We start from the raw sequence: 13,701 nt of genomic DNA, 5'->3' as shown, positions 1-13,701 counted from the left end.
AGTCGTACATGAGCGATTCCCAGGATCAAGACCGTAAGGCCCCGCTGAAGCTGACCCAGCCGGGCAAGCTGGAGCTGAAGAAGACCGTCGAGACCGGACAGGTCCGGCAGAGCTTCTCCCATGGCCGGTCCAAGGTGGTGACGGTCGAGGTCCGCAAAAAGCGCACCTTCACCAGCGCCGGCGGCGCCATGCACGAGATCAAGGACGGGGTCCATTCCGTCGCCGAGGCCGATCTCGCCGCCGCCGTGGCCAAGGTGGAGGCCGCCAGCCGCGCCGCCAGCGCCCATGACCTGACCACCGGCGAGAAGGCCGCCCGCGCCAAGGCGCTGCAGGACGCTCTCCGCCACGAGGAAGAGGTCCGCGCCCGCGCCGAGGAGGAGGCCATCCGCCACGCCGCCGAGGAAGAGGCCGCCCGCGCCGCCGAGGAAGAGGCCGCTCGCCTCGCCGAGGAAGAGGCCGCCCGCCGCGCCGCCGAGCCGCAGTCCGAGCCCGAGGCAGCCGCTCCGGCCGCCGAGCCGGTCGCTCCCACCGCTCCGGTTGCCGCCGCTCCTGCTCCCGCCCCCGCCACCCCGGTGGCTCCGGCTCAGCCCAAGCCCGTGGCCGCCGCCGCTCCCGCCGGCGATGCCACCGCCGTTCCGCGGGCCCGCACCGAGGAAGAGGAAGAGGAAGAGGAGCGCGCCAAGAAGCGCGCCGCCGCCCACAAGCCCGCCCCGGTCAAGCGTACCGAGCCGCGCCGCCGCACCGGCAAGCTGACCATCACCGACGCGCTGACCGATGACGACCGCTCCGAGCGCGGCCGGTCGCTGGCCGCCGTCAAGCGCGCCCGCGAGCGTGAGCGCCTCAAGCACATGCAGAAGGGTTCGGAAAAGGTCATCCGCGAGGTGATCGTGCCCGAAAGCATCACGGTGCAGGAGCTGGCCAACCGTATGGCCGTCCGTGGCGCCGACGTGATCAAGTGCCTGATGCGTCTGGGTGTGATGGCCACCATCAACCAGAATATCGACGCCGACACCGCCGAACTGGTGGTGACCGAGTTCGGCCACAACATGAAGCGCGTCTCCGAAGCCGACGTCCTGGTCGGCCTGGAGGGCGAGGCCGATACCGACGAGGTGCTGTTCACCCGTCCGCCGGTGGTCACCGTCATGGGCCACGTGGATCACGGCAAGACCTCGCTGCTCGACGCGCTGCGCGCCACCGACGTGGTGTCGGGCGAAGCGGGCGGCATCACCCAGCACATCGGCGCCTATCAGGTGACCATGAGCTCGGGCGACAAGATCACCTTCATCGACACTCCCGGCCACGAAGCCTTCACCGCCATGCGCGCCCGCGGCGCCAAGGTGACCGATATCGTGGTGCTGGTGGTGGCTGCCGATGACGGCATCATGCCGCAGACGGTTGAAGCCATCCGCCACGCCAAGGCCGCCGGCGTGCCGATCATCGTCGCCATCAACAAGATCGACAAGCCGGGCGCCACCCCGGAAAAGGTCCGCCAGGAACTGCTGCAGCACGAACTGGTCACCGAGGAACTGGGTGGCGACGTCCTGGCCATCGAGGTCTCCGCCAAAAAGCGCCTGAACCTCGAGAAGCTGGAAGAAGCCATCCTGCTCCAGGCCGAAATCCTCGACCTCAAGGCCAACCCGACCCGCGCCGCCCAGGGCGTGGTGGTCGAGGCCAAGATGGAAAAGGGCCGTGGCTCGGTGGCCACCGTCCTGGTCCAGAAGGGCACCCTGAAGGTCGGCGAGGTCTTCGTGGCCGGCGCCGAATGGGGCCGCGTCCGCGCCCTGGTCGACGACCACGGCAATTCCATCAAGGAAGCCGGTCCCTCCACCCCGGTCGAGGTTCTCGGCCTGCAGGGCACGCCCGCCGCCGGTGACGACTTCGTCACCGTCGAGGACGAGGCCCGCGCCCGCGAGATCGCCGGCTACCGGAGCCGCATGGACCGCGAGGCCAAGGCCAAGTTGGCCCAGCGCGGCACCCTGGAACAGATGTTCTCGGCCATCAAGTCGGGCGAGGCCCAGGAACTGCCGGTGGTCATCAAGGGCGACGTGCAGGGCTCCATCGAAGCCATCTCCTCCACCCTGGAGAAGATGGGCAACGAGAACGTCAAGGTGCGCATCCTGCATGCCGCCGTCGGCGCCATCAACGAGTCGGACATCACCCTGGCCAAGGCCTCCAACGGCCTGCTGATCGGCTTCAATGTCCGCGCCAATCCCCAGGCCCGCGACATGGCGCGCCGCGATGGCGTCGACATCCGCTACTACTCCATCATCTACGACGTCACCGACGACCTGAAGAAGATGCTGTCGGGCATGCTGGCGCCGGAACTGCGCGAGAAGTTCCTGGGCTACGCGTCCATCCGCGAGGTGTTCAACATCACCAAGGTCGGCAAGGTGGCGGGCTGCATGATTACCGAGGGCACCGTCAAGCGCGGGGCCAAGGTGCGCCTGCTGCGCGACAACGTGGTCATCCATACCGGCGACCTCGGCCAGCTCAAGCGCTTCAAGGACGACGTCAAGGACGTCCGCGAGGGCTACGAGTGCGGCATGTCCTTCACCAACTACGAAGACATCCGGGTCGGCGACGTCATCGAGTGCTTCGAGATCGAGGAGATCGCGGTCACCCTGTAACGGGGTGATCGTGTTCCTCGCGGCGGAGTCATTGCCATGAGCCGGGGTGCCAAGCCACCGTCCCAGCGCCAGCTTCGCGTCGGCGAGGAACTGCGCCATGCTATCGCCATGGTGATCGAGCGCGGAGAGTTCCGCGATCCCGACCTGCTGGGCCGCGCCATCACCGTGACCGAGGTCCGGGTCAGCCCCGACCTGCGCAACGCCACCGTCTTCGTCGTTCCCCTGGGCGGCGGCGACGTGGCGCCGATCCTGGCGGGCCTCAAGCGCGCCAAGGCCTTCCTGCGCCACGAAATCTCGCGCATGGTCGAACTGCGCGCCGTGCCCGATCTGTGGTTCCAGGAAGACACCACCTTCGACACCGCGTCCCGGATCGATTCCATCCTCAACTCGCCGGAAGTCCGCCGCGACATCGACCACGCCCCGGCCGAGGACGAGTTCCCCACCGACGGCGACGACGGGCAGTAGGCCGAGATCGCTTCGCGAGCGGGCGGCCGCCCGCGCCCGCGTGGAAGCACAGCTTCCGCACCATCAGTTTTCTCACGAGGACCAGGGATGCGTGAAGGGACGAGTCCCTTCGCATCTTTTCCCTTCCCCCAAAACAAAACGGCGGCCCCTTTCGGGACCGCCGCTCTTTTTTCGTCGCCCAAGGATCAGGCGTTCAGCTTGTCCAGCTCGCGGACCACGGCTTCACCCATGACGGTGGTGGAGACCTTGGCCTTGCCGGGCTGCATGATGTCGGCGGTGCGCAGGCCGCCCTTCAGGACGTTCTTGACGGCGGTCTCGATCAGGTCGGCCTCGGCAGCCATGTCGAACGAGTAGCGCAGGCACATGGCGAACGACATGATGGTGGCCAGCGGGTTGGCCATGTCCTTGCCGGCGATGTCGGGGGCCGAGCCGTGGACGGGCTCGTACAGCGCCTTGCGCTTGCCCTGGGCATCGGCCTCGCCCAGCGAGGCGGACGGCAGCATGCCGAGGCTGCCGGTCAGCATGGCGGCGCAATCGGACAGGATGTCGCCGAACATGTTCTCGGTGACCATGACGTCGAACTGCTTGGGGTTGCGGACCAGCTGCATGGCGGCGTTGTCCACGTACATGTGGGTGAGTTCCACGTCGGGGAACTCTTCCTTCTGCAGCTTGATCATCTCCTCGCGCCACAGCACGGTGCATTCCAGCACGTTGGCCTTGTCCACCGAGCAGAGCTTCTTGTTGCGCTTCCTGGCCAGGTCGAAGGCGACGCGGCCGATGCGCTGAATCTCGGGGGTGGTGTAGACCAGGGTGTTGTAGCCCTTGCGGGTGCCGTCGGGCAGGGTGTCGATGCCGCGCGGCTGGCCGAAATACAGGCCGCCGGTCAACTCGCGCAGGATCATGATGTCCAGGCCAGAGACCACCTCGGCCTTCAGGGTCGAGGCATCGGCCAGGGCTTCCAGCACGGTGGCGGGGCGCAGATTGGCGAACAGCCCCATGTCCTTGCGGATGCCCAGCAGGCCGCGCTCGGGCTTCTTGTCGAAGGGCAGGTCGTCCCACTTGGGACCACCCACCGCGCCCAGCAGCACGGCGTCGGCGGCCAGGGCGGCTTCCAGCGTCTCGGCCGGGTAGGGGGTGCCGTGAACGTCGTAGGCGGCGCCGCCCAGCAGGCCTTCGGTGATCTCGAACTCGATCTTCCGCTTGCGGCCCATCCAGTCGATGATCCGGCGGACCTGCGCCATCACTTCGACGCCGATGCCGTCACCGGGAAGGATCAAAAGCTTCTTGGCGGCCATACTAGTCTCCCGAACAATATCTATGTCTAACGGATGAGTGCCTAATGCCTGGACACGGTCCCGTCAAGCGACGGAAAGAGACGAAATCCGACGGCTACAGCCAGGGAGAGGACGTCTTGCGGCTCTCTTCGAACGCCGCGATCTTGTCTTCGCGCTGAAGCGTCAAACCGATGTCGTCCAGACCGTTCAGCAGGCAATGCTTGCGGAAGGGATCGACCTCGAAGCTGATGGAGCCGCCATCGGGGCCGGTGATCACCTGACGCGCCAGATCGACGGTAACGATGGCGTTGGAGCCACGGTTGGCGTCGTCCAGCAGCTTGTCCACCTGCTCCTGCGGCAGCTTGATGGGCAGGATGCCGTTCTTGAAGCAGTTGTTGAAGAAGATGTCGGCGAAGCTGGGGGCGATGACGCAGCGGATGCCGAAATCGCCGATGGCCCAGGGCGCATGCTCACGCGACGAGCCGCAGCCGAAATTGGCGCCGGCCACCAGGATCTTGGCCGAGCGATAGGCCGGCTTGTTCAGCACGAAGTCGGGGACTTCCTTGCCGTCCTGGGTATAGCGCATCTCGTCGAACAGGTTCTTGCCCAGACCGGTGCGCTTGATGGTCTTCAGGAACTGCTTGGGGATGATCATGTCGGTGTCGACGTTGATCATGGGCAGCGGCGCCGCGACGCCGGTCAGCGTGGTGAACTTTTCCATATCCCAAGTCCCCTTACAGCGAGCGAACGTCGGTGAGCTTGCCGGTGATGGCAGCGGCGGCGGCCATGGCGGGGCTGACCAGATGGGTGCGCCCGCCGCGGCCCTGACGGCCCTCGAAATTACGGTTCGAGGTGGACGCCGAGCGCTGGCCGGGCTTCAACTGGTCGGCGTTCATGGCCAGACACATGGAGCAGCCGGGCTCGCGCCATTCGGCACCCGCCTCGATGAAGATCTTGTCCAGGCCTTCCTGCTCGGCCTGCTCCTTGACCAGACCGGAGCCGGGGACAATCAGCGCCTGCACGCTGGCGGCGACCTTGCGGCCCTTGAAGATCTCGGCGGCGGCGCGGAAGTCCTCGATGCGGCCGTTGGTGCACGAGCCGATGAACACCACGTCGATGGCGATGTCGGTGGCCTTCATGCCGGCGGTGAGGCCCATATAGTCCAGCGAGCGTTCGACAGCCTTGCGCTTGGCCTCGTCCTTGATGTCGGCGGGGTTGGGCACGGTGCCGGTGATGGCGATGACGTCCTCGGGGCTGGTACCCCAGGTGATCTGCGGCACCAGGGTGGAGGCGTCCAGGGTCACCTCGGCGTCGAAATGGGCGCCTTCGTCGGTGAACAGGGTCTTCCAGTAGCTGACCGCGGCCTCGAAGGCGGCACCCTTGGGCGAGCGGGGCTTACCGGCGATATAGGCGAAGGTCTTCTCGTCGGGGGCCACCAGACCGGCGCGGGCACCCGCCTCGATGGTCATGTTGCAGACGGTCATGCGGCCTTCCATGGACAGGTCGCGGATGGCTTCGCCCGCGAACTCCACCACATAGCCGGTGCCGCCGGCGGTGCCGATCTTGCCGATGATGGCCAGCACGATGTCCTTGGCGGTGACGCCCGGGCCGGGCTTGCCGGTCACGGTGATGCGCATGTTCTTGGCGGGCTTCTGCACCAGGGTCTGGGTGGCCAGCACATGCTCCACCTCGGAGGTGCCGATGCCGAAGGCCAGCGAGCCGAAAGCGCCGTGGGTGGCGGTATGGGAATCGCCGCAGACGATGGTGGTGCCGGGCAGGGTGAAGCCCTGCTCGGGGCCGACGATGTGGACCACGCCCTGGCGGATGTCGTCCATGCGCAGGTATTCCACGCCGAACTTCTTGGCGTTGGCCTCCAGGGTTTCCACCTGGATGCGGCTTTCCTCGTTCTCGATGCCCTTGGACCGATCGGTGGTCGGCACGTTGTGGTCGGCGACGGCCAGGGTCAGCTCGGGATGGCGCACCTTGCGGCCGGACATCTCCAGGCCCTCGAAGGCCTGCGGGCTGGTGACCTCGTGGACCATGTGACGGTCGATGTAGATCAGGCAGGTACCGTCGTCTTGGACGTCCACCAGGTGGGCGTCCCAGATCTTGTCGAACAACGTGCGCAGCTTGGCCATGTCGAATCCCTAGAATGAAGCAGCACTCAGGCGGCCTGATATCTCGGGACGCGAACGCCCGTCGGCAAGAGGCCGCACCACCCAGTCAAACGTCCAGTCCCCGAAACAGCCCCCTCCCCGATGGGAAGGAGGCTGAACGGAAGAGCAGGAACCAAGGAACCGAAAGGACGAGACTACTCGACCTTGGCGGCAGCCACCTTGGCGGCCTTGACGGCGGCGGCGTCGGCGCGCTCGGCGGCCGCAACCTTGCCGGAATGGCCGGTGGTCTGCTCGGCGATACGGGCCGACTTGCCGCGACGGTCGCGCAGGTAGTACAGCTTGGCCCGACGCACGTCGCCACGACGCACCACCTCGATGGAGGCGATGTTGGGCGAGTACAGCGGGAAGATACGCTCGACGCCTTCGCCGTAGGAGATCTTGCGGACCACGAAGGACGAGTTCAGGCCGTCGTTCTTGCGGGCGATGCAGACGCCCTCATAGGCCTGGACGCGCTCGCGGTTGCCTTCGATCACCTTGACGTTGACCTTCAGCGTATCGCCCGGAGCAAAGCTGGGGACGCCGCGATCGGCGGTCAGCTTCTCGATCTGCTCCTTCTCGAGCTGCTCAATGATGTTAACCATGGCTCAACCCTCACTCAGGTTCTTGGCGGCGACGTACCGATCCCACAGATCGGGCCGGCGCTGCCGGGTTATGTCCTCTGCCTGACGCTTCCGCCAGGCGCGTATCTTTTCGTGGTGACCGGAAAGCAGGACCTCCGGCACCGTTCGCCCGTCCCACACCTGGGGGCGGGTATAATGGGGATATTCCAGCGATCCCCATTCGAAGCTCTCTTCCGCCAGCGACTCCTCCTTCCCGATCACGCCGGGAAGCAGGCGGACGATGGCGTCCAACATCACCAGTGCCGCCGGCTCGCCGCCCGAAAGGACGAAATCGCCGGCACTGACCTCGAGCGCTCCGTGGGCTTCCAGCAAGCGCTGGTCAACCCCTTCGAAACGCCCGCACAGAACTCTCACACCCGGCCCCGCCGCCAGCTCGCGAACCAGATCCTGGTTCAACAGCCGGCCGCGCGGCGTCATGTAGACCAGAGGCCCCGGCGCTGGGGTGCCGTGGATGGCGGCGTCCAGCACGTCGGGACGCATCACCATTCCGGCTCCACCGCCGAAGGGCGAGTCGTCCACCGACCGGTGCTTGCCCGAAGCAAAGCCTCGGATATCCACCGCGTCGAGAGCCCACTTGCCCTCCTCCAGCGCCCGGCCTGCCAAAGACAGGCCCAGAGGCCCCGGAAACATCTCTGGGAAGATGGTGAGCAGCGTCGCCCGCCAGGGCTCCTTATGCTCCACCACTCTTCTCCTCGTTCTCGTCGGGCGCGTAGACCGGCGGAACCACCACCAGACGACCGCCCGCAATATCCACTTCCGGCACCGAGGCCTGGGTGAAGGGCACCATCATGTCGCCTTTCGGCTCCAGCTTGATGTCCAGCACGTCACCGGCCCCGTAATCGGCCACCGCTTTCACGATGCCCAACCTTTTGCCGTCAACCCCTTCCGCCACCAGCCCGATCAGATCGGAATAGAGGAACTCGTCCTCGGCCAATCTGGGCAGACGCTCGCGGGCAACCCATAATTCGGTGCCCTTCAGCGCCTCGGCGGCGTCGCGGTCGCCAATCCCGTCCAGCGTGGCGATGACCAGGCCCTTGACCTCGCCCGTCACCTTCAGCCGATACTTGATGCTGCCCGCCTCGTTCTCCACCGGGGAGTAAAAGCCGATATCGGCCGGATCCTCGGTGAAGCTCTTGATGCGGACCGCACCCCGGACCCCATGGACGCCGACGATCACGCCGACGCGGACACGAGGTCCCACGGGTGATTACTCGCCCGCAGCGGCTTCGGCGGCGGCAGCCGCGTCGCGCTCGGCCTGGTCCTTGGCGCGCTGCTGCGCCTTGGCCTTGGGCTGGGGCTGCTTGGTCTGCTCGGCGCGGACCGGCTTGGCGACCAGGCCCTTGTCGGCGAAGAAGCGGACCAGACGGTCGGTGGGCTGGGCGCCGACGGACAGCCAATGCTTGACGCGGTCCTCGTCGAGGATCCAGCGCTGGCCGTTGTCATTGGGCAGCATGGGGTTGTAGGTGCCGACCTTCTCGATGAAGCGGCCATCGCGCGGCGCACGGGCGTCGGCGACAACGATCTTGTAGAACGGACGCTTCTTGGCGCCGCCGCGGGAAAGACGAATCTTCAGAGCCATTCTTTGGTCTTCCTCTGTTCGAAACCGAATAACCTTGGGCGGAGAACCGCCCGAACCTCAAATAACCTTTGGGCGCCGGTCAGCGCCCGAACTTCATGCCGGGGGGCAAAAGGCCGCCGATGCCGTGTCGCATCAGCCCTTTCTGACCCAGCTTGCCGACCTTCTTCATCATGTCGGCCATCTGCTGATACTGCTTGAGCAGCTTATTGACGTCCTGGACCTCGACCCCGGCACCCGCGGCGATGCGCTTCTTGCGCGACGCCTTGATCAGGTCGGGATTACGGCGCTCGGCCTTGGTCATGGACGTGATGATCGCTTCCTGGCGGGCGACCATCTTGTTGTCGATATTGGCGTCCTTCAGGGCGCCGGCCATCTTGCCGATGCCGGGCAGCATGCCGAGGATGCCCTTCAGGTCACCCATCTTGCGCACCTGGGCGAATTGCTTGCGCATGTCGTCCAGGTCGAACTTGCCCTTCTCCATGCGCTTGGCAAGGCGTTCGGCTTCTTCCTGGTCCAGGGTCTCCATGGCCTTCTCGACCAGGCCGACCACGTCGCCCATGCCGAGAATGCGTCCGGCGATACGGTCCGGGTGGAAGACTTCCAGCGCGTCGAGCTTTTCGCCGGCGCCCAGGAACTTGATGGGCCGCCCGGTGATAGCGCGCATGGACAGGGCGGCGCCGCCACGGGCGTCGCCGTCGATGCGGGTGAGAACGATGCCGGTGACGCCGACCTTCTCGTTGAATTCACGCGCCAGGGTGACGGCGTCCTGACCGACCATGGCATCGGTGACCAGCAGGGTCTCGGTGGGCTTGGCGGCGTCGCGCACGGCGGCGACCTCGGCCATCAGCTCCTGATCGATGTGCAGGCGGCCGGCGGTGTCGAGGATGACGACGTCGTAGCCTTCCTTGCGGCCCACATCCAGGGCGCGCTTGGAGATGGCCACCGGCATCTCGCCCATGACGATGGGCAGGCTGCCCACTTCAGCCTGTCCGGCCAGAATCTGCAATTGCTGCTGGGCGGCGGGACGGTAGACGTCCAGCGAGGCCAGCAGGACCTTCTTCTTCTCTTTCTTGAGCTTCAGCGCGATCTTGGCCGAAGTGGTGGTCTTGCCCGAGCCTTGCAGGCCGACCATCAGGATGACCACCGGCGGCACGGCCGACAGGTTGAGCTCGGTGCCCTTGGTCCCCAGGGTGGCGATCAGTTCGTCATGGACGATCTTGACCACCATCTGGCCGGGGCTGACCGACTTGATCACCTCGGCGCCGACGGCGCGGGCCTTGACCCGGCCGATGAATTCCTTGACCACGGAGAGCGCAACGTCGGCCTCGAGCAGGGCGACGCGAACCTCGCGCAGGGCATCGGTGACGTCGGCTTCCGACAGGGCGCCACGGCCCGTCAGCTTCTCGAACACCTTACCCAGTCTTGAGCTCAAGCTCTCGAACATGATCCGTCCATAAACGATTACACGCCGGTGCGCGAAACTCGCGGACCAGCGGGCCTCCTCGGAGGCGGTGATCTCCAGAAATCTGAAGAGGGTCGGTTTTTAGTCCGACCCGTCTCCAGAGTCAACACAATGTGCGTTCAGGCCGGCTTGCCCTTGCGGTGACCGTCCTTCTTGTCCTTCCAGGGCGCCTTCTTCGGCCCCATGGGCTTGACCCCGGCGGGGGGACGGGGCCGGTCGTCGGGCCGGGCGGCGGCGGCAGGCTCGGCGGCATGCTCGGCCAGACGCTCGATGCGCACTTCGGCCTTCTCGATCTGGCGTAGCGCGGTGGCGAAGCGGTCGGCGTGGCCGGCGTCGATCTCGAAGCGGGTCTCCCGCTCGAAGATGCGGATGGCGCCGATCTCGGCCTTGGTAACCTTGCCCTGGCGGCAGATCATGGGGATCAGCCAACGCGGATCGGCGTTCTTCTGCCGGCCGATATTCATGCGGAACCACACCGAGCCGCCGGGCAGGCCGGGGCCTTTGCCTTCCCGCGGCGGGCGGGGCTCGCGCTCGCGGTGTTCGCGGGGCTCCCGCGATGGATTGCCGGGGCCGGGATCGAACACTTCCTCGGCGGCGGGCAGATGCGAGCGGTACATGCGCACCAGGGCGGCGGCGATGTCCTCGGCCGGGCGCTCGGCCAGCAGGGCCTTGGCCATGGCCAGATCGTCCTCGGTGTTTTCCTCGGACAGCAGCGGGCTGGTCAGCAGGCGCTCCTGGTCCAGCTTGCGGATGTCCTCGGCCGACGGCGCGCCGCTCCAGATGGCCTGGACGCCGGCGGTCTGCAGCAGCATGTCCGCCTTGCGCCGCCGCGACAGCAGAACCAGCAGGACGCTGACGCCCTTCTTGCCCGCCCGGCCGGTGCGGCCCGAGCGGTGCTGCAGGGTCTGGGCGTTCTGGGGCAGCTCGGCATGGATGACCAGTCCCAGATTGGGCAGGTCGATGCCGCGGGCCGCCACGTCGGTGGCGACGCAGACCCGGGCGCGGCCGTCACGCAGCGCCTGCAGCGCGTTGTTGCGCTCGTTCTGGCCCAACTCGCCCGACAGCGCCACGGCGGCGAAGCCGCGCTCCAGCAGGATGGCTTGGAGATGGCGCACGGAATCGCGGGTGTTGCAGAACACCATGGCGGTGGGCGACTCGAAATAGCGCAGCAGGTTGACCACCGCGTGCTCGATCTCGTTGGGAGCCACCCGCACGGCGCGGTATTCGATGTCGGCATGGCCCTGGGTTCCGGCCGAGACGGCGATGCGCCAGGCATTGCGCTGATAGCGCTTGGCCATGGCGACGATGCCGTGGGGCAAAGTGGCCGAGAACAGCAGGGTGCGGCGCTCCTGGGGCGTGGCCTCCAGGATGAATTCCAGATCCTCGCGGAAGCCGAGGTCGAGCATCTCGTCGGCCTCGTCCAGCACCACCGCCTTCAGGCGGTTGATGCGCAGGCCGCCGCGCTCCAGATGGTCGCGCAGGCGACCGGGGGTGCCCACCACGATGTGGGCGCCCTGGCCCAGCATGCGCTGTTCGGCGCGCGGGTCCATGCCACCGACGCACGACACCACGCGGGCGCCGGCATGCTCGTACAGCCAGGTCAGCTCGCGGTGGACCTGCAGCGCCAGCTCACGGGTGGGGGCGACGATCAGCGCCAGCGGCTCGGCCGCCGGCTCCAGCACGAAAGCGTCGCCCAGCAAGGTGTCGGCAATGGCCAGGCCGTAAGCGACGGTCTTGCCCGAACCGGTCTGGGCCGAGACCAGCAGGTCGCGGCCGGCGGCGCCGGGCTCGAGAACCGCTTCCTGAACGGCGGTGGGATCGGTGTAGTCGCGCTCGGTCAGAGCCTTGAGCAGCGGATGACCCGCGGGAAAGAAATCCATGGACAGAGGGGTGCTTTCTTCAGAAGGAGGGGACGGCCCGGCCCGATGGGGGGAGCGCGATCCCGGGCTTTCCGCGAAGGCGCGGGAAGCAACGCGGTGAGATATCACGTTTCCCCCCGCCATGCCCAAGAATATCGATCTGCCGTGGCGACAGCCCAGCCGTGCGGCAGACGGATGGCGCACCGTTCAGGCCCCGTTCATCCGGGGCTGGCTAGGGTAGCCCCTGGGTTCATTCCTCAAGCTGCCATCGGGGGGCAAGCATGATCACCGGAATCATCGACCAGCCGTTTCCCATTCGTCGCCTGTATCTCACCCGGATGATTCCGGCCCTGGCGGTCTCCGCCCTGATCCTGCTGGGCGGCGGCTGGCTGTCGGTCACCTCCCTGGAACGCCGCGTCTACCTGGAAACCACCCAGCGCCGGGTGGAAAACACCGTGCATCTGGTGGAGAAGGCCGAGGCCGAGACCTGGGCGCGGCTGGTGGGAGGTGACAATCCGGCGGCGGTGCTCTCCGATCCGGCCGGCGCCCGCGCCCGCTTTCTGCTGGAGGCGGTGGCCAATGACGGCCACGTCTTCACCTTGAAGATCTTCAACGAGCGCGGCATCACGCTTTATGCCACCGACAGCGCCGACGTGGGCGTGCGCGAGGAGAATGCGGTGCTGCGCAGCGTGCTGCGCGACAGGCGGCCCGAGATCGAGACCACCACTCGCGGCGACCTCTCCCTCTACGAGATCTATGTTCCCGTCGAAAGCGGCGGCCACGTCATCGCATTCGAGGTCTACGAGCCGTCCAGCGTTCTCGACGACATCATCTTCGACAGCTTCGCCCGCTTCGCCGTGCTGCCCGCCGTCATCATGCTGGCCTTCGGCGTCTGGCTGTACCGGGTGGTGAGCAAGGCCCAGGCCGATATCGACGGCCGGGTCACCGTGCAGCAGAATCTCCGCCGCCAGTTGGAGCGCTTCGTGTCGCAAAGCGCCGGCGCGGCGGCGCGGCTGTCCCCCGACGGCGTGGTGCCGACCACGCGGGCCGGCATGACTCTGTTCTATTCCGACGTCCGCGATTTCTCCAGCCTGGCCGAGTTCCATCCGCCCAAGGCCACGGTGGATTTCCTCAACGAACTGATGACCCGCCAGGTGGAAATCGTCACCGCCCATGGCGGCGACGTGGACAAGATGATCGGCGACGCCCTGCTGGTCCGCTTCGAAGGCAGCGACCGCGAGGCCCGCGCCCTGGCCGCCGCCCAGGCCCTGCTGGCCGATCTGGCGGCGCGCCCAATGGCGCGGTCCATCGGCATCGGCCTGTATGACGGCGAGGCCATCCTCGGCGCCATCGGCCCCAAGGAGCGCCAGGACTTCACGGTGATCGGCGACAGCGTCAATCTCGCGGCCCGGCTGTGCTCCCTGGCCGAGGCCGGTCAACTGGTCATCGACGAACTGGCGCTGCGCCGTTCGGGCCTGCCGGAAACCGGCTTTTCCGCCGCCGAGGAAAACAAGGTCAAGGGGCGCAGCGGACTGGTCAGCGTGCGCCGCTGGTCACCATCGACGGTTGCCTAACTATAACAATGGGATAGCGTGGGATCTTCATGAAACATTCAGACTCCTTCGGCCATAGTGCAGC

General features: G+C 66.7%; 12 protein-coding genes. 3 read left to right on the top strand and 9 right to left on the bottom strand.

Annotated features, from left to right (window positions below):
* Nucleotides 1-8 precede the first annotated feature (8 nt).
* Nucleotides 9-2,627 (top strand): translation initiation factor IF-2, encoded by a 2,619-nt coding sequence (infB, locus tag AMB_RS20580; protein WP_011386422.1) that lies wholly within the window; start codon nt 9-11, stop codon nt 2,625-2,627.
* 36 nt (nt 2,628-2,663) lie between these two features.
* Nucleotides 2,664-3,092, top strand: coding sequence for a 30S ribosome-binding factor RbfA (gene rbfA / locus AMB_RS20575; protein WP_011386421.1), 429 nt, complete (start codon nt 2,664-2,666; stop codon nt 3,090-3,092).
* Nucleotides 3,093-3,277: 185 nt separating this feature from the next.
* Here rbfA and leuB read toward each other — a convergent pair whose 3' ends face one another.
* The 9 genes from leuB to AMB_RS20530 all read right to left on the bottom strand — a co-directional run bounded on the left by leuB (nt 3,278) and on the right by AMB_RS20530 (nt 12,084).
* Nucleotides 3,278-4,387 carry a 3-isopropylmalate dehydrogenase gene (gene leuB / locus AMB_RS20570; RefSeq protein WP_011386420.1) on the bottom strand — a complete coding sequence of 370 codons (1,110 nt, stop codon included), beginning with the start codon at nt 4,385-4,387 and terminating at the stop codon, nt 3,278-3,280.
* A 94-nt stretch (nt 4,388-4,481) separates the two neighbouring features.
* Nucleotides 4,482-5,087 (bottom strand): 3-isopropylmalate dehydratase small subunit, encoded by a 606-nt coding sequence (gene leuD, locus AMB_RS20565; RefSeq protein WP_011386419.1) that lies wholly within the window; start codon nt 5,085-5,087, stop codon nt 4,482-4,484.
* Between the two features lie 13 nt (nt 5,088-5,100).
* Nucleotides 5,101-6,504, bottom strand: coding sequence for a 3-isopropylmalate dehydratase large subunit (gene leuC / locus AMB_RS20560; RefSeq protein ID WP_011386418.1), 1,404 nt, complete (start codon nt 6,502-6,504; stop codon nt 5,101-5,103).
* A 173-nt stretch (nt 6,505-6,677) separates the two neighbouring features.
* Nucleotides 6,678-7,124 carry a 50S ribosomal protein L19 gene (gene rplS / locus AMB_RS20555; protein WP_011386417.1) on the bottom strand — a complete coding sequence of 149 codons (447 nt, stop codon included), beginning with the start codon at nt 7,122-7,124 and terminating at the stop codon, nt 6,678-6,680.
* Nucleotides 7,125-7,127: 3 nt separating this feature from the next.
* The gene (gene trmD / locus AMB_RS20550; protein ID WP_050750828.1) at nt 7,128-7,793 is read right to left on the bottom strand and encodes a tRNA (guanosine(37)-N1)-methyltransferase TrmD; all 666 of its coding nucleotides are present in this window, start codon (nt 7,791-7,793) and stop codon (nt 7,128-7,130) included.
* Nucleotides 7,794-7,833: 40 nt separating this feature from the next.
* The gene (gene rimM, locus AMB_RS20545; RefSeq protein ID WP_011386415.1) at nt 7,834-8,364 is read right to left on the bottom strand and encodes a ribosome maturation factor RimM; all 531 of its coding nucleotides are present in this window, start codon (nt 8,362-8,364) and stop codon (nt 7,834-7,836) included.
* A 6-nt stretch (nt 8,365-8,370) separates the two neighbouring features.
* On the bottom strand, nt 8,371-8,742 hold the full coding sequence (rpsP, locus tag AMB_RS20540) for a 30S ribosomal protein S16 (RefSeq protein WP_011386414.1): 372 nt from the start codon (nt 8,740-8,742) through the stop codon (nt 8,371-8,373).
* 79 nt (nt 8,743-8,821) lie between these two features.
* Nucleotides 8,822-10,186 carry a signal recognition particle protein gene (ffh, locus tag AMB_RS20535; RefSeq protein WP_011386413.1) on the bottom strand — a complete coding sequence of 455 codons (1,365 nt, stop codon included), beginning with the start codon at nt 10,184-10,186 and terminating at the stop codon, nt 8,822-8,824.
* Nucleotides 10,187-10,323: 137 nt separating this feature from the next.
* Nucleotides 10,324-12,084, bottom strand: a complete 1,761-nt coding sequence (locus AMB_RS20530; protein WP_043745427.1) for a DEAD/DEAH box helicase — start codon at nt 12,082-12,084, stop codon at nt 10,324-10,326.
* 260 nt (nt 12,085-12,344) lie between these two features.
* Here AMB_RS20530 and AMB_RS20525 point away from each other — a divergent pair, with 260 nt between their 5' ends.
* The gene (locus AMB_RS20525; protein WP_011386411.1) at nt 12,345-13,637 is read left to right on the top strand and encodes an adenylate/guanylate cyclase domain-containing protein; all 1,293 of its coding nucleotides are present in this window, start codon (nt 12,345-12,347) and stop codon (nt 13,635-13,637) included.
* Nucleotides 13,638-13,701 lie beyond the last annotated feature (64 nt).

The sequence above is a fragment of the Paramagnetospirillum magneticum AMB-1 genome (assembly GCF_000009985.1).
Taxonomy (GTDB): domain Bacteria; phylum Pseudomonadota; class Alphaproteobacteria; order Rhodospirillales; family Magnetospirillaceae; genus Phaeospirillum; species Phaeospirillum magneticum.
The sequence above is the reverse complement of the archived record's forward strand: the minus strand, read 5'-3'. Positions and strand labels throughout refer to the sequence as shown.

Bases quoted from the DNA above. Each gene is read 5' to 3' on its own strand.
- ffh (WP_011386413.1), bottom strand. From the start codon at position 10,186: ATGTTCGAGAGCTTGAGCTCAAGACTGGGTAAGGTGTTCGAGAAGCTG.
- AMB_RS20525 (WP_011386411.1), top strand. From the start codon at position 12,345: ATGATCACCGGAATCATCGACCAGCCGTTTCCCATTCGTCGCCTGTAT.
- AMB_RS20530 (WP_043745427.1), bottom strand. From the start codon at position 12,084: ATGGATTTCTTTCCCGCGGGTCATCCGCTGCTCAAGGCTCTGACCGAG.
- leuB (WP_011386420.1), bottom strand. From the start codon at position 4,387: ATGGCCGCCAAGAAGCTTTTGATCCTTCCCGGTGACGGCATCGGCGTC.
- rpsP (WP_011386414.1), bottom strand. From the start codon at position 8,742: ATGGCTCTGAAGATTCGTCTTTCCCGCGGCGGCGCCAAGAAGCGTCCG.
- leuC (WP_011386418.1), bottom strand. From the start codon at position 6,504: ATGGCCAAGCTGCGCACGTTGTTCGACAAGATCTGGGACGCCCACCTG.
- trmD (WP_050750828.1), bottom strand. From the start codon at position 7,793: ATGTTTCCGGGGCCTCTGGGCCTGTCTTTGGCAGGCCGGGCGCTGGAG.
- rbfA (WP_011386421.1), top strand. From the start codon at position 2,664: ATGAGCCGGGGTGCCAAGCCACCGTCCCAGCGCCAGCTTCGCGTCGGC.
- leuD (WP_011386419.1), bottom strand. From the start codon at position 5,087: ATGGAAAAGTTCACCACGCTGACCGGCGTCGCGGCGCCGCTGCCCATG.
- infB (WP_011386422.1), top strand. From the start codon at position 9: ATGAGCGATTCCCAGGATCAAGACCGTAAGGCCCCGCTGAAGCTGACC.
- rplS (WP_011386417.1), bottom strand. From the start codon at position 7,124: ATGGTTAACATCATTGAGCAGCTCGAGAAGGAGCAGATCGAGAAGCTG.